This is a genomic window from Candidatus Arthromitus sp. SFB-mouse-NL, from assembly GCF_000709435.1.
GTDB lineage: Bacteria > Bacillota > Clostridia > Clostridiales > Clostridiaceae > Dwaynesavagella.
Genome location: NZ_CP008713.1, coordinates 164,402 through 185,760 on the forward strand (window position 1 = coordinate 164,402; position 21,359 = coordinate 185,760).

Consider the following 21,359-nt stretch of genomic DNA (forward strand, 5'->3'; position numbering starts at 1 on the left):
TTGGTGTAATAAGTGAAGTTACATGGTTCTTTAAATATAGTAGAAAATGATTTATGTATTGGAGACATAAGAATTTCTGATATAGCAAATGAGTTTGGAACTCCTTGTTATATAATGGATGAAAATTTGATTCGAGAGAATATAAGTAGATTTAAAAAATCTATGGGAGAAAATAATGTAGTTGTTTATGCAGGAAAAACTTTTTTAAACACTCATATGGTTAACATATTGAAAGATGAGAAAATAGGTTTAGATGTTGTATCTGAGGGTGAACTTTACATAGCATTTAAGTGTGGTTTTGATATGAAAAGTGTTATTTTTCATGGTAATAATAAGAGTGATAATGAAATTAGGATGGGAATTGATTTTGGAGTTGGAAGATTTGTTTGTGATTCGGTACAGGAGCTTATAAGAATTTGTACTATCTCGAGGGAGCTAAATAAAAAAAGTAAGGTATTTTTGAGGATAAATCCGGGGATAGATGCACACACACATGAGTATATAAAGACAGCTTGTATAGATTCAAAATTTGGTATATATAAGGATAAATATATGATATCAGACTTATTAAACGAGTATAAAGATAATGAAAATTTAGAGATAGTTGGGTTTCATTGTCATATAGGATCTCAGATATTTTCAAAGGATGCATATATAAATGAAGTGGATGAAATATTTGGTTTAATGAACGAAGTTAAGGAATATGGATTTGAATTAAAAGAGGTAAATTTAGGTGGAGGATTTGGTATTTATTATACAAAAGATGATTCACCTATGGATATCGAAGATAATATAAAAATTATTTTAGATAGGGTTCATTATAATTCTAATAAGTTTAGCTTAAGTTTACCAAAGGTTTATATAGAACCAGGTAGAAGCATAGTTGGAAACGCTGGAACGACAATATATAAAGTTGGAGTTATAAAGGAGATTGAAAAAATAAGAAATTATGTATCGGTAGATGGAGGAATGGCAGATAATATAAGGACAGCTCTATATAATGCGGATTATGAGTGCATTATTGCAAATAAGGCTTCAGAGAGTAGAAATTATAGAGCGAGAATAAGTGGTAAATGCTGTGAATCCGGAGATATTTTAATAAAGGATACTCTTATACAAACTCCTGATAGCGGAGATATTTTAGCTATTTTTTCAACTGGTGCGTATTGTCATTCCATGAGTAGTAATTATAATAAGATAACCAGAGCACCTATTATATTTTTTCATAATAATAAAGTTGTGCTCAAAACTAGAAGAGAAAGTTTAGATGATTTAACTAGATTGGATGTTTAAATGAATAATTTTGCTATATATCCAAATAATAAAATAAGGTTGTAAAATTATCTTTTAAGGAGAAAAAATGATTAAACTTATTATATTTGATGAGGCAAATGAGATATTAAACATAGAGAAATTTTTAAAAGATGATGTAGATATTGTTGGATATTTAAAAGGTGATAAGAATTACTTTGATGATTATATAAATGGTATAAAGGTTTACGATTTAAACGATTTACATGATATTTTATCTAAAATTGGTTTTGACTATATTTTGGTAAATAGTAGGAGATATAATATTATTTATGATAAAATAAGGGAATTTAATATTAATCCAGAGTGTATACTTGATGTATCGTTCTTTTTTTATGATTCTATAATTAGTGAGATTAGAGATAAACTTTCTTATTGTAAAGAGGAAAAAAGTTTAAATTTTGATATCATGTTTATGGGAAGAAATTATATAAAAGATGAATTTATTTGTGAATATTTTAATGATTACATAAATATATCCAGCATTTTTTCGGATGCACATTATGATTATCATTTATTATATTATTTGATAAAGAGTAACAAGATAAGTAAGTATACTAGGATAGGAATTTTTACAAATTACTCTATGATTTATGAAAATATAGATCTAAAGGATGATAAGTATGGTTTTATGAAGATGTTTGAAGATATATTTTCTGTACATAAAGATGTAAGTGTGAGAAATACTTTTTCATCTTTTTGTTGTAAGAATTTTAAAAGTAATGTAAGCAAGATATTTAAGAGATTTAATTTAGATGATGTTGTATTTGGTGATAATTTTAATATATCTTGCCATGAAGATGGAAAGATTCAATATGAAACTCAAATAGAAACCATTAATTATAAAGAAGCCAATATTATAGCATTTAAGATGAATAAAAATATAATAAATCAAACTCTTAAGATGTTAAAAGATAATGGGATAGATGTATTTTTTATAGTGCCACCTGTACATAAATTATATAGAACATATGTAAACAAAACTCTTCAGAAAGAATTTTATATGATTTTAAATAAAAACTTGAATGATAAATTATATGTATTTGATTATTTTGATTTAGAATTTGATGATAATTATTTTTCTTCACCATCTAATTTAAATTATAATGGATGTAGAGAATTTTTAAGAATACTCAGTAAGGATATAAACAATAAGTTTTTGGATGTTATAGCTTGTAATGATTTATAGTTGTTTTGAGAGGAAAAGATTATGAAAAATAAAATTATAGAGAGGTCAATTGATTTATGTAAATTTTTAGATAAGGGTGTTAGTGTTTATCATGCTACTGAAAATATATGTGATAAATTATTAGATAGGGGATTTAAGGAACTTTTATATAAGGATAGTTGGTGTTTTGAGGGTAAGGGATTTGTGAAGTTTAACAATTCATCTGTATTTGCTTTTTCATTAAATAAAGAAAGAATAAAAGATGGAATTAAGTTTATATTATCTCATTTAGATTCGCCTTCCCTTAAGATAAAGACCGGGAGCGATATTTTAAATAGAGATGGTATTTTATATCTAAATGTCGAAGTTTACGGAGGTGCTATATTAAATACTTGGCTTGATAGGGGTTTATCTATTGCAGGTAGGGTTTTTATAAAGAGTGAGAATTATAAATTTAGTGAGGTTTTAATAGATTTTGAGGATGATATAGCATTTATACCTAATTGTCCGATTCATTTAAATAGGGAGATTAATTCGGGATTTTCTTTGAATAGGCAAACTCATATACTTCCTATAGTTCTTACTAATTCTTTGTGTAGCGATGCATCTTTAAAAGGAATGATATCATCATATTTAGGTGTATCTAAAGATGATGTGCTAGATTTTGATTTATATTTATACGATACTCAAAAGGCTAGTATAATTGGTTTTAATAAGGAATTTATACAAAGTAAAAGAATAGATGATTTAGCGATGAGTGAATCAAGTTTATATGCGTTTATGAATTCGTGTGATCATGCAAATAAATTTATTTGTATGTTTGATGGTGAAGAGATAGGAAGTTCTATGAGTGAAGGTGCTTATTCTAATACATTATTAAATATATTAGATAGATTATATGAATTAATGAATATTACAACTGAGGATAAGCTTATATCGCTTAATAATAGTTTTATAATTTCTGCAGACATGGCCCATGCGTATAATTCAAGTTATTCTGAGAAGTTTGATGAAAATAATAGGTGTGTTATAAATAAAGGAATAGCTATAAAGAGTAATTCAAATAGGAGTTATGTGACAACAGGAGAGAGTTCATCTTATATAAAATCCTTATGTAATAAGATAAGAATACCGTATCAGGTATATTATAATAGATCAGATATACAAGGGGGATCAACTCTAGGTCCAATAATTACTAAGTATTTATCTATAAAAGGTGTTGATTTAGGTAATCCGATGTTTGCTATGCACTCTTGTAGAGAAACTTCAGGGGTTATTGATCACCATTATATTAGTGAATTATTTATGGAATATTTTAAATGAAAAGGGTCAAAATTATTGACCCTTTTTTATTTTGTGTAAAAGGCATACAGCTTGGCAAGCGATCCCTTTCTCTTTTCCTGTAAAACCTAATTTTTCTTCTGTAGTTGCTTTGATTGTTATTTGTGAAATATCTATCCTAAGAACATTACAGAGTGTTTCTCTCATCATATTTATATAAGGATTAATTTTAGGCTTTTGGCAAATTATTATACTATCTATATTTGAAATTTCATATTTTTCATTTTCCATAAGTTCGCGAGTTTTTTCGAGCAATTTTAAAGAACTTATATCTTTAAAGTTATCGCTTGTATCTGGGAAGTATGTTCCTATGTCGTAAAGTCCACATGCTCCTAGTATTGAGTCTATTATAGCGTGTATTAAACAATCTCCATCAGAATGGGCTACAAGACCTTTTTCATGGGGTATTTTAACCCCTCCTAAAATAAGATCACGATTATAATCTAATTTATGTACATCATATCCAATTCCTATTCTCAAAATTTAATTCTCCTTAAATTCCTATTAATTGAAATAGTTCATTGAGTTCATCATAAGTTAAGTGCCTATACTTTCCAACTTTTAAATTACCTAACTTTATATTTAAAATACGAGTTCTTTTTAAATATGAAACTTTATAATCAAGTGTTTCACACATACGTCTAATTTGTCTATTAAGACCTTGAGTTAGTATTATCTTAAAGGAAAAATTATCTATTTTCCATATTTTGCATGGTTTGGTAATTTGATTTAATATTTTTACCCCGGATTTCATCTTTGAGATGAAGTCAGGAGTTATTTCCTTATTTACACGAACTAAATATTCTTTTTCATGGTTATTTTCTGATCTTAATATTTTATTTACAATATCTCCATTATTTGTAAGTAGTATTAACCCATGAGAATTTTTATCTAGTCTACCTATTGGGAAAATTCTTTTAGGGTAATTTATAAAATCTATTATGTTTGATTTGTCTTTTTTACAAGTTGTTGAGGTTATACCGAGTGGTTTGTTTAAAGCTAAGTATATGAAATCAACTTGATTTTTAATTTCTTTGAGTGATGAGTTCTCTTTTATGTATATTTTGTCAGAGTAGTTAACGAGTGATCCAAGCGTTGCTATAGAATCATTTATAAAAACTTTATTTTTTCTAATAAGATCATCAGCTACTCTTCTCGAACAATATCCGTACTTAGATAAAAATTTATTAATTCTTAGCTTTTCTTGATTCGAAATTTTATTCACATTTAAACTCCTTAAAAAATATTAAGTTCATTTTATCATAGAAGATTATTAAGTACTATTTATTTTTACCAAATTTCCGGAGTTATTTATAATGATATTTAAAGGTATATCTTTTAGAGCTTCCCTTAGTTTATTAAAAGATTTTTTATTTAGGGGTGGACCTATTATGTAAATTTTTACATCTTGACCTGGTTTCAATATGTTATTTTCCATGCCATAATTTATAAATGATGGTATGGAGTGATCTATTTTTTTCATTATTTGTTTATTTTGTTTGATCATTGTGCGAGCTGATTTTGTTTTAGGTCTATAAGATAAAATATAGCCATTGTGATTCATCTTCATATGCATTGTTAAATTCATTTCCATAATGATATAGTTGTTTGGTATATTAAATATCATAAAATATGTAACTATAATTGAAAATACTGTTAAATAAATTTTAGATTTTAAGTTAAGTGAAAAGCGTTTTTTGTTTTTGCAGAGGAATAATTCCCCTTTTTTGTATTTGATGTTTTTCTTTATAAAAATATTTAAATGTTCATTTAAAATAATAGAGTATCTTGAATTTTTTTCAACAATAACACTTAAACATTCTATGTTTTCATTTATCATTGAAAGTTTAGAATTATTAAATAAATAAAACGATAAGTGAGAACAACTCTTTTCAGTAAAAAGAATTGTATAGATCTTTATAAGTTCTATATTTCTTTTATATATTTTAATATTATTTTTGTTAGTTATATTTTCACTTATTATTTTAAATAATATGGAATTATTTATTTTAGATATTTTATTATTTTTTAAGTATATAGATATATTTTTAGAAATTATTAAGCATTTACATTTTTCAAATGATGATATATTATTTAAATTATTAAAATTTATATTTTTGATGTATATACTTTGACTCAAGAATGTATAAAGATCTTTTAAAATTTTATATTTTAGATTATATTTATTTAAATTAATAAGATCATTCATAAAAGTATCCTCTATTGTAAGTTTAATTAGCAGATATTTGAAAATTTTAGTATAATTTCATTATTAAGATTTATTTTTCTATGTAAAAGTGTTTTTTATACTATTTAATAATGATGAAAAAGATAAATAAATATTAAAGATTTTGTTTATTATAATTAATAGTAGTCAAAAATAGATATACATTTTTAAATATAGGAGTTATATAAATTGTTATTTTAAGTTTTAGAAGGTTTTTTAAAAGGAGGAGAGATAATTGATAAACAAGAGCTTTAAAATAAATATGGTCATTATTATAGGAAGTATATTGTTATTTTTGGTATTAAGTTATTCAGAGTATATGGTTAGGGCTATAAAGCCTAATAATGGTAATATTAGTGTAAAGTCTTTAGAAATTAAAGAAAGCTCCGACGGAATGAGTTTTGATTTAAAGTACCCAGAAGTTGAGTATGGAGATAATATTGTAAAAGATAAAATAAACGGATCCCTAAGGGCTCAGGTCTTGGAGTTTAAACAGTATATAGAGGACATATATAAAGAGTTTATTTCATCGACTCCTAAAGAGTTGGTGGATAATTCTATTTCCTCTGAATTTAGAGGAATGTCTGATTTTGAATATGAAATTATAGATAATATTTTATCTATTAGACTTAATTTAATACAATTTACTGGTGGAGCTCACCCTATGACATATAGAAGGGACTTTAATTTTGATTTAAAAACTGGGAATGTTTTAAAATTTGGAGATCTTTTTAATGAAGAAGGAAAGAAAGTATACAAAGATAAAGTTGATTCTATAATTAGGAATGTTATTGAGGAGAATCCTGATAATTATTTTGTAAATGAGTTTAAAGGTATTGGAGATAATGTTCAATATTATTTAACTAAAGATAATATTGTGATATTTTATCAATTATATGAATTAGCACCGTACTCTGCAGGTATACCTGAGTTTAAAATACCTTATAGTGTATTTGGTGGGAATATAAATGTAGACCCTTTAAAGTAGAAGATTTTCTCTTATTTTTTAGTTTATAATTGAGTGTTAGAGGTGGAAAAATGAAAGGATTATTTTTAGATTATTCCAAGTGAACAAGTGTAAGAAAGGCCAAGGATTGGCTTGTTAAAAATAATATAGATGTTGAATTTAGATCTCTTATTTCAAATACACCAACTAAAGATGAAATTTTATCCTGGGTGTTAAAATATAAGGCAGATATAAATAAGTTCTTTAATGTTAATGGTAAGATATTTAAGGAAAATAATTTGAAAGAGAAGATAAATGAATTATCTTTAGAAGAATGTGCTGATATGTTATCAAAAGAGGGTATGCTCATTAAAAGGCCTATATATATGGGTGAAGATTTTATATTATTTGGTTTTAAAGAGAAGGAATGGGAGTCGTATATATTAAAAAAATAAAGCTATGTTCTACATAGCTTTATTTTTGTTTTTTAGGAGTAATGTCTGAGAATTCAGATATTTTAAAACATTCTCCTGTATTTTCTATTGATAGATTTTGTTTTAATAGTTGACTATATCCGTCTGTATGTAGTGATTTATATGTGATTTCATAAGTATAAAGAGTTTTGGAGATCTTTTTAGGTTTAGATATTGTAAAGGATTGTATTATATTTTGATTTTGTTCAATAAACCATGCTGGATTGTCTTTGAATAAATTTTTAAGCTGGTTTTTTACATTGTCATTTGAAATTACAAATAATAGAGTACCATTTTTTTCTTTTATTCCATTAGCCCAAAGAGTTGCAGCTTCATCTCTATTTAATATTTTTACAAAATTTGAAGATTGTTCCCATAGTGTGTTCCTAAAGCTTAAATTTTCAATTATTTTTAAGTATATTTTTTTTATGTTCTCAAGTGTGACAAGAGGATCATCTGATAACTCACCATTCTCAATATTATGCTTTTGATCGGTGATTAATTGAGATTCATCAACAACTGAAACTTCACAAGAATTTTTGATTTTCTTTTTGTTAGCTAAAGCGTATACTGGGTTTATACTACATAGAGTGTATGCTCCAATTATAAACGATAGAATAAGTCTCTTCATTTAATATGTACTCCTTTATAATTATCTTTTAGTTTAGTTTTTCTATAAAATTGAGAATTATTCTAAAAAATAAAAACAACACACTGGATGTATGTTGTTTTATTTGCAAAAAGTATTACAGTAGGTAAAATTTGAATTCATAGCATCACTACCTATGATATTTACATTTTGTGAGGAACACATACCTGATTCATTGAATTTGCATGCTTTTGCATCGCATTCAATTTCTGGATACATAACTATACCTGAATTTGTGAAGAACTGTTTGATTTCTCCATTTATATTTAAGTTTGATAAAGAGTTTAATGTGTTTTCTAAATTTCTTTCTTGAAATGTTGAACAGTGAGTATCGGGGGTAATTGATGCATTCAAGCCACTTACGTGAATTTTATTTGCAGTACACATATTATTTGTATAGTGAACACAATTATTTGCAGAGCAACTTAGGGAACCATTCATTATCTATCACCTCTAACAAAAATATATTTTTTAGTATTATTAACTTATTTTCAAATAATATTCTAAGTTTTATTAACAAAATTAATAATAATCAAACAATTAAATGTGTTAAAATAAACAATGATAAATTAGAAGGTAGGAGAATCTGATGAGGATCAAGATTATTTTTTTTGAATTATGTACCATATGTTTTGCTTGTCTTTTGATAGCTGTAGGATTAAATTTATTTTTAGCTGATGCTAAACTTGTAAGTGGAGGATTGACTGGTATAGCACTGCTTATAGAATATACAACTGGTATCAACTCGGGTATATTATATTTGATTTTAAATCTTCCTCTATTTGTTTTAAGTTATTTTAAAGTTTCATTGAAGTTTACGATATATTCTATAATTGGAACTGTTTTATTATCTGTATTTTTATATTTGACGAGCCCTCTTAAATCTGTACTTAATATACATGATGTATTTTTAAGCGGGGTAATCGGAGGAGTTATATCGGCTATTGGATATTCTCTTATGTTCAAAGTAAGAGCGACGACTGGAGGGATAGATATATTGGCCGTTATAATAAGGAAGAAAAATCCAGCTAAAAATATTGGAGACGTAACATTTACAGTTAATTTAATTATTGTAATAGTTTCCATGTTATTATTAAAGGATATAACAAGAGCATTATATTCTTTAATATCAATGTTTGTTACATCTACGGTTGTAAATAAAATGATATTTGGATTTAATAAGAAATATCTAGTTCTTATAATAACTAAGTCACCTGATCAAATATCTGAATATATTTTGAATGTTATAAAAAGGGGTGTAACATCTATAGAGGCTGAAGGATGTTATACAAAAGATAAACAAAATATACTTTATACGGTTCTTGATATTAACCAGTATGTAAGTTTAAGAAGAAGAATACAAAATTTTGATCCTAATGCATTTTTATCTGCGATTGAAACAAAGAGTGTCACGGGTAATGGATTTAATGAGATATAAAACTAAGTTTGTAACGATTTAAAAATATTTTCATATATTGGAATTAAAAAATATTTTATAAGTTATGATTATTTTTTAAGAAAAGTATGAGGATGCAGGTATTAACAATAAAACTAGTAAAGATATGATCAATATAGAGAAGATGCTTCTAAATACGGAAGTATCTTCTTTTTTTGATCATGAGTACGGGTAGTACAGATAATGGTGATATGTTTTATATAATAGATGGAGTTAGTAAAATGATAGAAGTTAGTTGAAAGATTAGAAATTTAAAACAAATTAATTAGTAATTTAAAGGAGATTTTAAATTGGAAAATAATGATATTAATTATAAACTAGATGAAGTGGATGATATTAGTAAAACGCATCTTTATGATGAGATAAATCTTTATAGAGCTACGGTATATACAAACTTTATATTAAATTTTATATTATACAAGCCACCATATAATTTACCAAATGAGCTTGTATTAGATAATACTGGATTTTATTACGTTTATGATGCGGATAAAACTTTAGTTAATGGTGAATCTATTAATTTATCAATTGGTGTTAAAGGTACATTTATGGTACTTAGAGCCTTAAATGGGAATAAAACGCTCCAAATAAATTTATCAGATACTTTAACTGAAATTAATAATTATAGTTTAGATTATAAATGTTTAGATACACCATATGGATTTAAGTTATCAGATGTTATAAATAACTTGGGAACAGATTTAAATGATATAAAAATAAATTTTAAGGATGGAGATGGTCAGGGAGATGCAAATCTTTCATTGATTCAAACGGGATTTTCTGTAAAGGATGATGGTAAGAAAACAGTAACATTTAATTTCACTATAGAAAATAATGGAAGTGAAGTTGCGAGAAAAGTATTATTTAAGGATATTTTACCTAATAGTGTTAGTTTAAATCTTGCAGGAATTTATATAAATTCAGTTTATCCAAATAGTAGGGATGTAAAATTAAATTCTAAGAGTTTATTTGTTAGGGTTCCTGATATATCTGTTGGTGAGTCTGTTACTTTAACAATTGTTTGTAGATTAAACGATGAATCTTGTAATGAATTTAATGTTGGGGTTATAAGTTATGTTTCAAAGGTGGTTCCTGATGGAACGGGAGCACAATTATCCAACATAACAATTAAGCAGATTGTTAGTAATTCTAAGGAGATACAATAGCTAAGAAACTATTTATAATTAGTAACACTTAATAGTTTATGCTCATATACTTAAAATAAAAAACTTAATAGTTTTATTTTTAATATATGGGGACGAATTTATAATTGATTTTAATAAAATGAGAAATGTAAGGTGCCTCTTATTTTGGGCACCTTTTTAAATTAGATTGGAGAGTGAAATTATGAATAACAATATTCCAAAAAAAGGAAATAGAGAGATTTTTAATAGTGAGGTTCCGTTTTCGATATATGAAATTGAGAAAATTATTTCAGGAGATAATTTGAATTCTAATTTTAGAGAGGAAAATGGAGGTCATTATAAAGTAGAAGAAATTTTAGACAAATAAGATAACGAATTATTTTAGAAATTTATTTTAAGAGGTTATTAAAATGGAACAAGATAAATTAAAAGATATAAATGATCTTAAGGCTATTATGGATTTTAGAGTGGATGAAAACATTACTCAAATTAAGTTTAATATTAAGTTGGTTCATCCTCCATATAATTTTTCTGGCATAAGTAATCAATTAATCTTAGATAATTTAGGAAAATTATATAGTTTAAATTCTAAGGGAACAAATACTTTGGATGGTGAATCGTATTCTTTCCCACTTAATATAGAGGGTTTATTTGTAGATATTAATACGGTTAATGATGATAGAATTTTAGAACTAGATTTAGAATTATCTAAAAATGAGGTTTCTAATTCAAATAAATGTATGGATACTCCTTATGGATTTAAATTATCTCAGATTGCTAATAATGTAGGAGATAATAGTACACTTAATATTACAAACGGTGTAAATGGGGATGCAGCATTAGATAATAATATGATGAAGTCTGGGGCTAATTTGATTATCAATCAAAGGGCATTTTCTATAAGAAGAGGTGGTAGTAAGTACTTCTTATTTAATTTTAATATTAAAAATGTAGGAGAATTTAGTGCTCAGAGGGTATTATTTAAGGATATTATACCTAATGGATTAGTTTTGTGTAATAGGGGAATGTTTATTAAAAATAGTGGATCTCCAATGATGAGAATATCGAGTGATAATTATACGATAAATGGAAGAGAGTTATTTTTAACGCTTCAAAATATTGATAAAAACAATAGCATTTCTTTAATTTTAGTGTGTTTAGAAAGTTCATCTTGTCATATGAGTGATTTTAATGTTGGGTGTTTAAGTTATGTTTCTTATTATGGTGTTAATGATGCTACAACACCGACTAGCTCTAGAACCTTAGTTATAAATGATCTTAGTAATATAAAAAAACTTTTTAATTAGTCAAAGGGGCAGCAGATTAATATGAATGATTTTATAGAAACTGGATCAGAGATAACCCCAAGGGTTTTATCAAGTAATGAAAACGTAGATTCTAATACTAAAAATAATAGAAAATATACAATTTATTTGATTAACAAAGCTCTTAATGAAAATCCAAAAGGCATAATTAATCGACTTATTTTAGATAATTGGGGAGATTATTATTATGATTATAGGGTGACGGATTTAAATTCATTAATTGCACCACTTGAGTTTAATTCTTATGGATTTTCCTTTATCTTATCTTCTTTGAATGAAGATAGATATGTGAAAATTAATTTATATAAAAACCCTCAAGAGGGGATGCGTAACTTGCTTTCTCCAAGAGATACAAATAAAAGATCTTTATGTACCGACACTCCTTATGGATTTAAATTATCTCAAATTATGGATAATCTTTTAGATATTGATCAGATATCCTTAGATGGTAAACCGGATGGGGAAAATTTTGATGGTATTATGTATCCAGAGCTTACAATAACCCAAAATATTAATATAGATCGCGATAATTCATGTAATTACGCCATTTTCAAATTTAATATATTAAATCCAAATGTTTCAGGAAAAACGGTTTTAGTTGCGAGGAGGATTTTATTTAAGGATATACTTCCATTAGGAACTTTATTTAAAGAAGTGCTTTTAAATGGAAGGAAGTGTGATAAAGAATTTGTTAATTTAGATGGAAGAAGATTGTTTGTAAAATTACCTATCATAAAAGAAGGGGAATCTGTTGAGCTTAGTGTTGTGTGTTTAATAGATGAATTTAGTGGAGAGGGTTTAAACACAGGAGCTTTAGTTTATGTTTTTAATAATTTATTTAATGCGGAAGAAAATTCGCTTACAACTAAGGTTTACACACTTTTAAGCAATTCATTAAGTTTGGGAGATATGATTTAAAGGAGTAACTTTTTGATTCTTATTTTCATATAGTTAAAATAAAATATTTTATTATTTTTATGAGGATGAGATTTATGGATCATAATAAAATTGATGATGTGAAAGAGACTTCACAAACGTGTGATACATCTTTTGAAGTGGGAGGAGATCCTTTTACTTTTTGTAAGATTCAGGGCATTATTGAAGAAAGTGAAAACTTTGATCATGGTAATTCAGATGAATACGCTATATGTTTTGATGTAAATTGTAATTGCAATGAGAATTTAATGGACTCAAATTACAGTAATTCCAATGAAAAATGTTCTAATATATCAAAATATTTTTTAGAAGTTATTTTGAAAAGCTCAGGAGATAATTCTTATAGTATTGCTAACAATTTAATATTAGATAGTTGTGGAAAGTATACTTGTGATATTAATCAATTTGTATTAGATGGGAATCAATTTTTCCCAAATATATATAAGGTAGGAATACTTGAAAATATATATGCAAGAAATAGTAATAGATGTTTGGAATTTAGTTTGTGTGATGTGAGAGATGGTTGTGAAGAGTGTAGTGAAGATGAGAAAGCAGACACATCTTATGGATTTAAATTATCTCAAATCATATCAAATTTGGGAGATTTATCACAAATAACTAAAGATTTAACCGTTAATGAGTTTGGGAATATTGAATTTACGCAAAAAGCTGTTATATTTAGTAAATATAATAGGAAGCATATAATTTTTAGTTTTAAGCTTAAAAATGTGGGAAGTAATACTGCTAGTAAGATATTATTTAAGGATGTATTACCAGGTGGCGTATGTATTTACGATAATGCAATTTTTATAAATGGCAAATATGTAAATAAAGATAACCTAAGTATGGATGGGAGAAGAATCATTATAAAATTTGATGATATTGGTGCAGATGAGGAGATTGATTTAATAATGGTTGGATCAATGCAAGATGGGTATGAGTCCATTAATTGTGGAGTCTTAACGTATGTTAGTGGATTTAAAGAAACTTATGGTGTTAAAGTAATGAGTGTTGTTCAGGTTTTAAGTAATATTAAAGCTTTAAAATTAAAAGGATGTAATTAATTACATCCTTTTTGTATTTACATAAAAATATTTTGAATAGGAGAAAATAACAGTATTAAATAAATATAACAATTTATTAATATACTATGAATAAGGTTATTAACAGTATAATGAACCAATTATTTGAAAATAATAAGTTAGTGTTTATAGTAGATAACTACACTTATTAGGGGGATATATACATGATTTTAAGAAGAAATAGTTCTAGTCTATTTGTAGTTTTTTTATTAATTGTCTTAAGCCTTATAGTATTGTTTTTATCATCGAGAGTTGTTAAAGGAATAAAAGTTAAAAATGAAATTAATGTTAAAGTTTGTAAGGTTCAATCTGGCAATGTTCAAGATCAAATTGATGTAAGGGTAATTGTAAAGTCCCAAAATTATAAGGAATATTATGGGAATCAATTGAGGATCAGAAAACTATATGTGAAACATGGAGATTATGTTGAAAAGGGTAAAAAGCTTTTATCTTTTGATAATAATGATATTATGAGTCAGTATACCCAAGCGAAGATACAACTTGAAAATGCTGTATTACAAAAGAATCAAATGCTAATAACAAGAGATAATTTTAAAAAACAGAGGATTGCCTTACAAGAAGAGATAGACAGATTAAGGGAAGATCAAGAGGATAATGAGAGCTTTATTGCAGAACTTGAAGAATCTTTTGAAGATAAAAAAACATTATCTTCAAAGAATGGTTTAACTATATCTGATTATAGTGAAGAAATTGATAAGCTTATAAAAGAGAGTGAGGGATTAAGAAAAATTTCATTAGAATTGGAAAGGCAAATGGATACTATACCTGAGATTACAGATGATCAAATAAAGCTTTTAGATAATGCTATAGTTTTAGCAGAGAATAGTCTGAAGAATATCTCAGATAAAATTGAGATGTGTAAAGATATAACAGCTGATTTTAATGGAGTTATTACGGATATAAAAGTAAACGAAGGGAGTTATACTCAACCAGGATCGGTGATACTTGTTCTTCAGGATCTTCAAAATGTAAAGGGTATCTCTTTAATTCCCCAACAAAATATTTCAAGTGTAAAAGTTGGGCAAGAAATTGTAATAAACGATCCTATTGGTGTGTATAACGGGAAAATAACAGCTATAAGTGATTTAGCAGTGAATTCTAACAATTATTTGAATATTATAAATGAAGATATGAGGGATAATTATTTAGTTGCTGATATTGAGATATTAAATCCTAATGATAAATTAAAGGTTGATTTTGATTTAAATGGGAAAATTAATTTAGATAATACAATGGATATTTTAAGGATACCAATAGAGTGTATTTTATATGATGAATCTAATACTCCTTATGTGTTTATAGTTAAAAATAATATCGCTTGTAAAAATATTATATATCCAGGGAAAGTTTCCAATAATTACATAGAAATTGTTGGGGGTATAACTTTAAATGATAGCGTGATTTTAAATCCTCCCAAAACTTTATCTGACAAGACAAAGGTAAAGGTTGTGTCAAATAAATGATGATGAGTCTTAAGAATATAACAAAGTTTTATAAAGATGGAAATTTAGAGTATAGAGCTTTATATAATATTTCTTTTGACATAGATTATGGAGAATATGTTTTTATATATGGGGGAAGCGGATCTGGTAAAACTACGTTATTAAACATTTTAGGATGTATGGATACTTTTGATTATGGTAAGTATACTTTTTGTGATATGGATATAGGAAATAAAAAAGATATTGAATTATCTAGACTTAGAAATGAAAAATTTGGTTTTATATCTAACAGTATTAAGTTGATACCTGAGCTTAATTTATTTGAAAATGTTGGAATACCACTTTTGTATTCAAAATTCTCAAAAGAAGAAAAAAGAGAAAGAATACTCAAATATTTGTCTATGTTTTCTATAGAGAAATATAAATATTTATCTATTGACTCTTTGTGTAAAAAAGATAAGCAAATGGCTTGTATAGCTAGAGCGTTAGTTGGAGGAGCTAAGATAATTATAGGAGATGAGCCTTGTAAGTACTTAGAAAGAAGTGATTGTAAAGAAATATTTGAAATTCTTTTTAGTCTAAATAAACAAGGTATTACTTTAATAATAAGTGGGGCTGAATTAAATCCATACTTAGATGTTGGTAAAGTTATAAATTTAAGAGATGGAATGATGTAGTATAAATTTATTAGGAGGTAGTTTTGATTATTGATGATATAAATTTATCCATCAAGATAATTTTGAGAAATAAATTTAGAACATTTATAGCGATAATTGGAATAGTCACAGGGGTTAGCTTACTTATAGTTACATTTTCATTATTAAAAATTGGAGAGATGAAGATTTTATCTAATATAGATAAAATAGGAAAAAATATTATAAAGATAAATATGATAAATTCTGAAAATTCTGATAAATATTTAAAATATTATTTTAATTTTGAAGATATAAAATCTCTAAAGAATTCAAGTTTATCAATAAATTCAATTTCCCCAGAAGCTTATTTTAAGGGTACTATAAGTAATGAATTTGATAACTTAACATCTTATGTTATAGGTGGTACTGAGGATTATAAGGATTTTATGATGATGGAGATGCTCAATGGTAGATTTTTTTCGAGGTATGAGTGCGCAAATAAAGAAAATGTAGTAATAATTGATAATGTTATGAGCAATAATTTATTTGGAACAGAGGATTCTATAAATAGAGAAGTTTACATAGGGAATTCTAAAAAATTATGTAAATATAAAGTGATAGGAGTTATAAAGCATCCATCCAATATATGGGAAATGAATGATAGTGTAGTATCGTTTTCCATAATACCTATTTCTACATATGTAAAGGATTTTAATAAGGATCCATTCTTTGATTATTTGTATATCTCTTTAAATAATAAGAAGGATATGAATATAATTGGTGACTCAATAATTAATTTTTTAAAGATTAAGAATAATATTACAAAGGATATATATAAGGTGGAAAATTTTTTAAGATCTGAAGATAAAATAAATGAAATAAATAATTTGATTATTAAAATAATAAGGATAATTGGATATATATTCATAGTTATAAGTGGAATTAATATAACAAATGTTATGCTTTTTAGTGTTAATAATAGAGTTAATGAAATAGGATTGAGAAAAATAAGTGGAGCAAATAAGTATGATATATTTATTCAATTTATAACTGAATCTTCTATATTATCTTTAGTAGGGGGTATAATTGGGGTATTTTTAGGTAGTATGGTTACATTTTTTTTAGGTAGGATAATAAATGAAAATTTAAATATTAATTTTATAAATTTATTTAGATTTTTAATAATTTCCTTAATTACTGGAGTTATATTTGGGCTATTTCCAGCGATTAAAGCCTGTAATATTAATTTAGCAGATATTTTTAATAATGAATAAAAAAAATATTATTGGGAATAATGAGATATATTTATTGTGGGGTGATGTCACTTTGTTGTACAATGATGATTTTAATAATCATGTTTCAGGTGAAACGGAGAATTTTAATAATGGATATTCATTTGATGGTGAGTATTCTGGAAATAATTTAGGTGATTTTAACTATGATTCACAGGATAGTATTTCAAATATTGTTCAATATTATAATAATAGGGAATCGTATTTAAAGAGTTTGGTAAGCAATTTTTCAAGTAATAATCTAAATATAGAAAACCAAATAATTGAGTTATTCAATAATGTAAGAAATATTTTAGAAAATAGAGATTTAAATCTTATAAAAAATTCTATAAACTCTATTTCTCAAGGAAGAGAAAATGCACTTAGATTTATAAATGATCAAAATAATTATTTGGACGAAAACACAAAGCAAATTATGAATGTGATAATAGACGAGTATTCTAATCACTTAAATTATTTAAATAAGGCTGTTAATATTTTAAGGTAATATCTAAGTTAATCTTAAAAATTTTATAGGCTTATAAATATTTTCATTATTGTTTGAATTTTAAGAGGGAGATTGTAGTGAATCATATAACTGGTAAACGACATTATGCTACTATTATATATATTTTACTTATATCATATTTTATATTTTTAGTAACGACAGGTCTTGGAATATTGCAATATGGGAGTACTAAAAATTTAGATTTTTTAAAGAATAAATATGAGGAAATTGAAGGAAAATACAATTATTTAATAAGTAATATGTCTGTAGGAAATATAGAGGAGAATAATAGGGAAATATTATATTTAGATGAAATGAGAAGTGAGATACTGGATAGTGTTGATAAGGAAGGAGAATTTTGGAAAGTTGAGTTAAAAAATATTATATTACAAAAAGAGGAATTACTTTTAAAAAGTTCTTTTGACAGAGATACGAATTATTTGCGTTTGAAAAATGAAACTGATGAGTACAATCTGTATTATAGTTTAGGTAAGAAACCTTTAGATTATTTAGATGGATTTTTTATAAGGTATTTTCTATTTCTTTTTAATAGTTTAGGACATCAAATATTTTTAACTTGTACAGTTTTGGGGATATGTTATTTATATATAAGTGATACGAAGTATATAGGATTTTTTAAAACAATAGGTATTATCTGTGTACCTTTATTATGTATACAAATATTTAGTTTAATTTTTTGTATAGCATTAGATAGTAAGATAGATATATTTTACCCTGTACGTGTTGTTGGTGATTTTAATATTTATAATTTTAATAATAATTTATCGACAATAAATAATGTTCTCCCCTTGTATATCGTTATTTTAAAAGTTTTATTATTAGAAGGATTATACATAGTTTTTATAGTTAGTTTTATAAAAATTATTGATTTAGTATTCGTTCGATATTGTATGAAAATTATGGGAATATTGGTTTTTTTATTTAGTATGTTTGGGATGTTATACACGAGATATTCAAGTATATCATTTTTATCTTATGGTAAATTTTTAGATATAGTTAGAGGATATGAGGCTATTTATAGGGGAGATACATATTTGAATATTAAATTTTTATCAATATTTATATTTTTTGTTTTGGTAATTTTAGGTTTTATATATTTTTTAAAAAAATATTTTTTGAATGATGAGTATGTAAGTTGATAAAGAAATTATTTTGTATATACGAAATTTGTATTGCAATCTTTTACCCAACCATTTATTTTATTTCCATTTTGATTATTTATTGATACTTCGTACCATAAAATATTCATTATATATATTTTAGAAATTATATCTACAGAGGAGTTCTCGGAAAGTTCTAATAATTTAGGAGAAAAATCGAATGGGGCTAATTTTATAGTTGTAGTGTTTTTTATACATACGTTTTTTATATTCAGTAGTGTAGGTTTAAACTCAAGATTTTTAGTATTATTATAAATATTTTTTGTGTTATCGATTTTTTTTAGCAATAGATGATTTTGTTTTGATATATATAATATTTTTATTTTTTGTTTTTCAATCTTATTTAAAAGATATAAAATGATTACAAACATAATTGTAATTAAAATAATAAATAATTTCATAATTTAAACCTCAGAATTAATTTTATATAAAAAAATTATATTTATTAAAAAGTAGAAATATGATAAAAGAATTTAGGTAAAATGTGTAGAAAGGTATTGACATGGTGGTATGAAGTTTGGTAATATGAGTGAGTTGGCTGTGGGACAGCCAGGAGGAAGGGTAGATGGATTATAGATCATTGACAATTGGATAGGGAAAAGGAATGAAGAGAAGAAGTCAACGTTAATTTTGAGAGACTGGGAGAAGGATAAGAGTTTGATCCTGGCTCAGGACGAACGCTGGCGGCGTGCCTAACACATGCAAGTTGAGCGGAGATATATGGAGCTTGCTTTATATAGCTTAGCAGCGAACGGGTGAGTAACACGTAGATAATCTATCCTATACTGGGGGATAGCCCGATGAAAGTTGGATTAATACCGCATATAGCTATATAGTTGCATGATTATGTAGTGAAAGATTTATTGGTATAGGAGGAGTCTGCGGCACATTAGCTAGTAGGTGAGGTAAAGGCTTACCTAGGCGACGATGTGTAGCCGGTCTGAGAGGATGAACGGCCACAATGGAACTGAGACACGGTCCATACTCCTACGGGAGGCAGCAGTGGGGAATATTGCACAATGGGGGAAACCCTGATGCAGCAACGCCGCGTGAGTGAAGAAGGTTTTCGGATTGTAAAGCTCTGTTAGCAGGGAAGAGGAAGGACGGTACCTGCAGAGGAAGCCACGGCTAACTACGTGCCAGCAGCCGCGGTAATACGTAGGTGGCAAGCGTTGTTCGGAATAACTGGGCGTAAAGGATGCGTAGGCGGTTAAACAAGTTATATGTTAAATATATAGGCTTAACCTGTAGAAAGCATATAAAACTGTTTAACTAGAGTGCAGGAGAGGTAAGTGGAATTCCTAGTGTAGCGGTGAAATGCGTAGAGATTAGGAAGAACACCAGTGGCGAAGGCGACTTACTGGACTGTAACTGACGCTGAGGCATGAGAGCATGGGGAGCAAACAGGATTAGATACCCTGGTAGTCCATGCTGTAAACGATGGGTACTAGGTGTGGGTTGTGAATAACAATTCGTGCCGTCGCAAACGCAATAAGTACCCCGCCTGAGGAGTACGATCGCAAGATTAAAACTCAAAGGAATTGACGGGGACCCGCACAAGCAGCGGAGCATGTGGTTTAATTCGAAGCAACGCGAAGAACCTTACCTAAACTTGACATACCTTGAATTACCTTGTAATGAGGGAAGCTCGCAAGAGCAAGGATACAGGTGGTGCATGGTTGTCGTCAGCTCGTGTCGTGAGATGTTGGGTTAAGTCCCGCAACGAGCGCAACCCTTGTTGTTAATTGCTAACAGGTTAAGCTGAGCACTTTAGCGAGACAGCCTAGGTTAACTAGGAGGAAGGTGGGGATGACGTCAAATCATCATGCCCCTTACGTTTAGGGCTACACACGTGCTACAATGGTGAGAACAGAGAGAAGCAAGCTAGTGATAGTGAGCAAAACTTATAAAACTCATCTCAGTTCGGATTGCAGGCTGAAACTCGCCTGTATGAAGATGGAGTTGCTAGTAATCGCGAATCAGAATGTCGCGGTGAATACGTTCCCGGGTCTTGTACACACCGCCCGTCACACCATGAGAGTTGGCAACACCCGAAACCTGTGGGCTAACCATATAGGAGGCAGCAGTCTAAGGTGGGGTCAGTGATTGGGGTGAAGTCGTAACAAGGTAGCCGTAGGAGAACCTGCGGCTGGATCACCTCCTTTCTAAGGAAAGAAAGAAGTGGATAACTTTTTTCCTATTCAATTGTGAGTGACCTATAATTGGAAGGTTACTTAAGGAT

Annotated in this window: 21 protein-coding genes, 1 rRNA gene and 1 pseudogene; 17 read left to right on the forward strand and 6 right to left on the reverse strand. The window is 27.2% G+C overall.

Annotation, left to right across the window (positions count from 1 at the left end):
* The first annotated feature begins 12 nt into the window (after window positions 1–12).
* The 3 genes from lysA to SFBMNL_RS00830 all read left to right on the forward strand — a co-directional run bounded on the left by lysA (window position 13) and on the right by SFBMNL_RS00830 (window position 3,802).
* Window positions 13–1,293 (forward strand): diaminopimelate decarboxylase, encoded by a 1,281-nt coding sequence (gene lysA / locus SFBMNL_RS00820; RefSeq protein WP_005807445.1) that lies wholly within the window; start codon window positions 13–15, stop codon window positions 1,291–1,293.
* Between the two features lie 67 nt (window positions 1,294–1,360).
* Entirely contained in the window at window positions 1,361–2,500 is a 1,140-nt protein-coding gene (locus tag SFBMNL_RS00825; protein WP_005807444.1) for a hypothetical protein, read from the forward strand.
* A 21-nt stretch (window positions 2,501–2,521) separates the two neighbouring features.
* The gene (locus tag SFBMNL_RS00830) at window positions 2,522–3,802 is read left to right on the forward strand and encodes a M18 family aminopeptidase (protein WP_005807442.1); all 1,281 of its coding nucleotides are present in this window, start codon (window positions 2,522–2,524) and stop codon (window positions 3,800–3,802) included.
* A gap of 12 nt (window positions 3,803–3,814) precedes the next feature.
* On the opposite strand, the gene ispF is transcribed toward SFBMNL_RS00830, so the two are convergent.
* Genes ispF through SFBMNL_RS00845 form a run of 3 tightly spaced genes read right to left on the reverse strand, consistent with a single transcriptional unit; the run spans window position 3,815 to window position 6,029 of the window.
* Complete coding sequence (ispF, locus tag SFBMNL_RS00835) at window positions 3,815–4,300, reverse strand: 2-C-methyl-D-erythritol 2,4-cyclodiphosphate synthase (protein ID WP_005807440.1); 486 nt, start codon at window positions 4,298–4,300, stop codon at window positions 3,815–3,817.
* Window positions 4,301–4,313: 13 nt separating this feature from the next.
* Window positions 4,314–5,045, reverse strand: a complete 732-nt coding sequence (locus SFBMNL_RS00840; protein ID WP_005807438.1) for a pseudouridine synthase — start codon at window positions 5,043–5,045, stop codon at window positions 4,314–4,316.
* 48 nt (window positions 5,046–5,093) lie between these two features.
* A complete protein-coding gene (locus tag SFBMNL_RS00845) occupies window positions 5,094–6,029 on the reverse strand; it encodes a hypothetical protein (protein WP_005807437.1) in 936 nt (311 codons plus the stop codon).
* 253 nt (window positions 6,030–6,282) lie between these two features.
* On the opposite strand from SFBMNL_RS00845, the gene SFBMNL_RS00850 reads away from it, so the two are divergent.
* Window positions 6,283–7,035 (forward strand): DUF3298 and DUF4163 domain-containing protein, encoded by a 753-nt coding sequence (locus SFBMNL_RS00850; protein WP_005807435.1) that lies wholly within the window; start codon window positions 6,283–6,285, stop codon window positions 7,033–7,035.
* Window positions 7,036–7,130: 95 nt separating this feature from the next.
* A pseudogene (locus tag SFBMNL_RS00855) lies at window positions 7,131–7,448 on the forward strand (ArsC/Spx/MgsR family protein); the annotation flags it as partial.
* Between the two features lie 19 nt (window positions 7,449–7,467).
* Here SFBMNL_RS00855 and SFBMNL_RS00860 read toward each other — a convergent pair.
* Together SFBMNL_RS00860 and SFBMNL_RS00865 are read right to left on the reverse strand one after the other, a co-directional pair.
* A complete protein-coding gene (locus SFBMNL_RS00860) occupies window positions 7,468–8,097 on the reverse strand; it encodes a hypothetical protein (protein ID WP_042294084.1) in 630 nt (209 codons plus the stop codon).
* Window positions 8,098–8,196: 99 nt separating this feature from the next.
* Window positions 8,197–8,556, reverse strand: coding sequence for a DUF1540 domain-containing protein (locus SFBMNL_RS00865; RefSeq protein ID WP_005807428.1), 360 nt, complete (start codon window positions 8,554–8,556; stop codon window positions 8,197–8,199).
* A gap of 148 nt (window positions 8,557–8,704) precedes the next feature.
* On the opposite strand from SFBMNL_RS00865, the gene SFBMNL_RS00870 reads away from it, so the two are divergent.
* The 11 genes from SFBMNL_RS00870 to SFBMNL_RS00915 all read left to right on the forward strand — a co-directional run bounded on the left by SFBMNL_RS00870 (window position 8,705) and on the right by SFBMNL_RS00915 (window position 19,096).
* On the forward strand, window positions 8,705–9,553 hold the full coding sequence (locus tag SFBMNL_RS00870) for a YitT family protein (protein ID WP_042294086.1): 849 nt from the start codon (window positions 8,705–8,707) through the stop codon (window positions 9,551–9,553).
* A 308-nt stretch (window positions 9,554–9,861) separates the two neighbouring features.
* Entirely contained in the window at window positions 9,862–10,737 is an 876-nt protein-coding gene (locus SFBMNL_RS00875) for a DUF11 domain-containing protein (protein ID WP_042294088.1), read from the forward strand.
* Between the two features lie 181 nt (window positions 10,738–10,918).
* Window positions 10,919–11,083 carry a hypothetical protein gene (locus SFBMNL_RS08345; protein ID WP_005807422.1) on the forward strand — a complete coding sequence of 55 codons (165 nt, stop codon included), beginning with the start codon at window positions 10,919–10,921 and terminating at the stop codon, window positions 11,081–11,083.
* A 43-nt stretch (window positions 11,084–11,126) separates the two neighbouring features.
* Window positions 11,127–12,023, forward strand: a complete 897-nt coding sequence (locus SFBMNL_RS00880) for a hypothetical protein (protein ID WP_005807420.1) — start codon at window positions 11,127–11,129, stop codon at window positions 12,021–12,023.
* A gap of 21 nt (window positions 12,024–12,044) precedes the next feature.
* Complete coding sequence (locus tag SFBMNL_RS00885; RefSeq protein ID WP_042294089.1) at window positions 12,045–12,959, forward strand: hypothetical protein; 915 nt, start codon at window positions 12,045–12,047, stop codon at window positions 12,957–12,959.
* A gap of 74 nt (window positions 12,960–13,033) precedes the next feature.
* Window positions 13,034–14,041: a hypothetical protein gene (locus SFBMNL_RS00890; RefSeq protein WP_042294090.1), complete on the forward strand. Its 1,008-nt coding sequence runs from the start codon at window positions 13,034–13,036 to the stop codon at window positions 14,039–14,041.
* A gap of 182 nt (window positions 14,042–14,223) precedes the next feature.
* On the forward strand, window positions 14,224–15,543 hold the full coding sequence (locus SFBMNL_RS00895; RefSeq protein ID WP_005807414.1) for an efflux RND transporter periplasmic adaptor subunit: 1,320 nt from the start codon (window positions 14,224–14,226) through the stop codon (window positions 15,541–15,543).
* Window positions 15,540–16,199, forward strand: coding sequence for an ABC transporter ATP-binding protein (locus tag SFBMNL_RS00900; RefSeq protein WP_014017815.1), 660 nt, complete (start codon window positions 15,540–15,542; stop codon window positions 16,197–16,199). Before SFBMNL_RS00895 ends, SFBMNL_RS00900 begins: the two co-directional genes overlap by 4 nt.
* Window positions 16,200–16,222: 23 nt before the next feature.
* A complete protein-coding gene (locus tag SFBMNL_RS00905) occupies window positions 16,223–17,431 on the forward strand; it encodes an ABC transporter permease (protein WP_007441790.1) in 1,209 nt (402 codons plus the stop codon).
* Entirely contained in the window at window positions 17,424–17,936 is a 513-nt protein-coding gene (locus tag SFBMNL_RS00910) for a hypothetical protein (RefSeq protein WP_005807409.1), read from the forward strand. Before SFBMNL_RS00905 ends, SFBMNL_RS00910 begins: the two co-directional genes overlap by 8 nt.
* 77 nt (window positions 17,937–18,013) lie before the next feature.
* Entirely contained in the window at window positions 18,014–19,096 is a 1,083-nt protein-coding gene (locus SFBMNL_RS00915; RefSeq protein WP_005807407.1) for a hypothetical protein, read from the forward strand.
* Window positions 19,097–19,104: 8 nt separating this feature from the next.
* Here SFBMNL_RS00915 and SFBMNL_RS00920 read toward each other — a convergent pair whose 3' ends face one another.
* Window positions 19,105–19,518 carry a hypothetical protein gene (locus SFBMNL_RS00920; RefSeq protein WP_005807405.1) on the reverse strand — a complete coding sequence of 138 codons (414 nt, stop codon included), beginning with the start codon at window positions 19,516–19,518 and terminating at the stop codon, window positions 19,105–19,107.
* A 244-nt stretch (window positions 19,519–19,762) separates the two neighbouring features.
* On the opposite strand from SFBMNL_RS00920, the gene SFBMNL_RS00925 reads away from it, so the two are divergent.
* Window positions 19,763–21,282: ribosomal RNA gene (locus SFBMNL_RS00925) — 16S ribosomal RNA — on the forward strand.
* Window positions 21,283–21,359 lie beyond the last annotated feature (77 nt).

Coding starts and splice junctions, on each gene's coding strand:
- SFBMNL_RS00885 (WP_042294089.1), top strand. CDS start 12,045: ATGAATGATTTTATAGAAACTGGATCAGAGATAACCCCAAGGGTTTTA.
- SFBMNL_RS00860 (WP_042294084.1), bottom strand. CDS start 8,097: ATGAAGAGACTTATTCTATCGTTTATAATTGGAGCATACACTCTATGT.
- SFBMNL_RS00830 (WP_005807442.1), top strand. CDS start 2,522: ATGAAAAATAAAATTATAGAGAGGTCAATTGATTTATGTAAATTTTTA.
- SFBMNL_RS00920 (WP_005807405.1), bottom strand. CDS start 19,518: ATGAAATTATTTATTATTTTAATTACAATTATGTTTGTAATCATTTTA.
- SFBMNL_RS00865 (WP_005807428.1), bottom strand. CDS start 8,556: ATGAATGGTTCCCTAAGTTGCTCTGCAAATAATTGTGTTCACTATACA.
- SFBMNL_RS00910 (WP_005807409.1), top strand. CDS start 17,424: ATGAATAAAAAAAATATTATTGGGAATAATGAGATATATTTATTGTGG.
- SFBMNL_RS08345 (WP_005807422.1), top strand. CDS start 10,919: ATGAATAACAATATTCCAAAAAAAGGAAATAGAGAGATTTTTAATAGT.
- SFBMNL_RS00900 (WP_014017815.1), top strand. CDS start 15,540: ATGATGATGAGTCTTAAGAATATAACAAAGTTTTATAAAGATGGAAAT.
- SFBMNL_RS00845 (WP_005807437.1), bottom strand. CDS start 6,029: ATGAATGATCTTATTAATTTAAATAAATATAATCTAAAATATAAAATT.
- SFBMNL_RS00825 (WP_005807444.1), top strand. CDS start 1,361: ATGATTAAACTTATTATATTTGATGAGGCAAATGAGATATTAAACATA.
- SFBMNL_RS00880 (WP_005807420.1), top strand. CDS start 11,127: ATGGAACAAGATAAATTAAAAGATATAAATGATCTTAAGGCTATTATG.
- SFBMNL_RS00895 (WP_005807414.1), top strand. CDS start 14,224: ATGATTTTAAGAAGAAATAGTTCTAGTCTATTTGTAGTTTTTTTATTA.
- SFBMNL_RS00890 (WP_042294090.1), top strand. CDS start 13,034: ATGGATCATAATAAAATTGATGATGTGAAAGAGACTTCACAAACGTGT.
- SFBMNL_RS00870 (WP_042294086.1), top strand. CDS start 8,705: ATGAGGATCAAGATTATTTTTTTTGAATTATGTACCATATGTTTTGCT.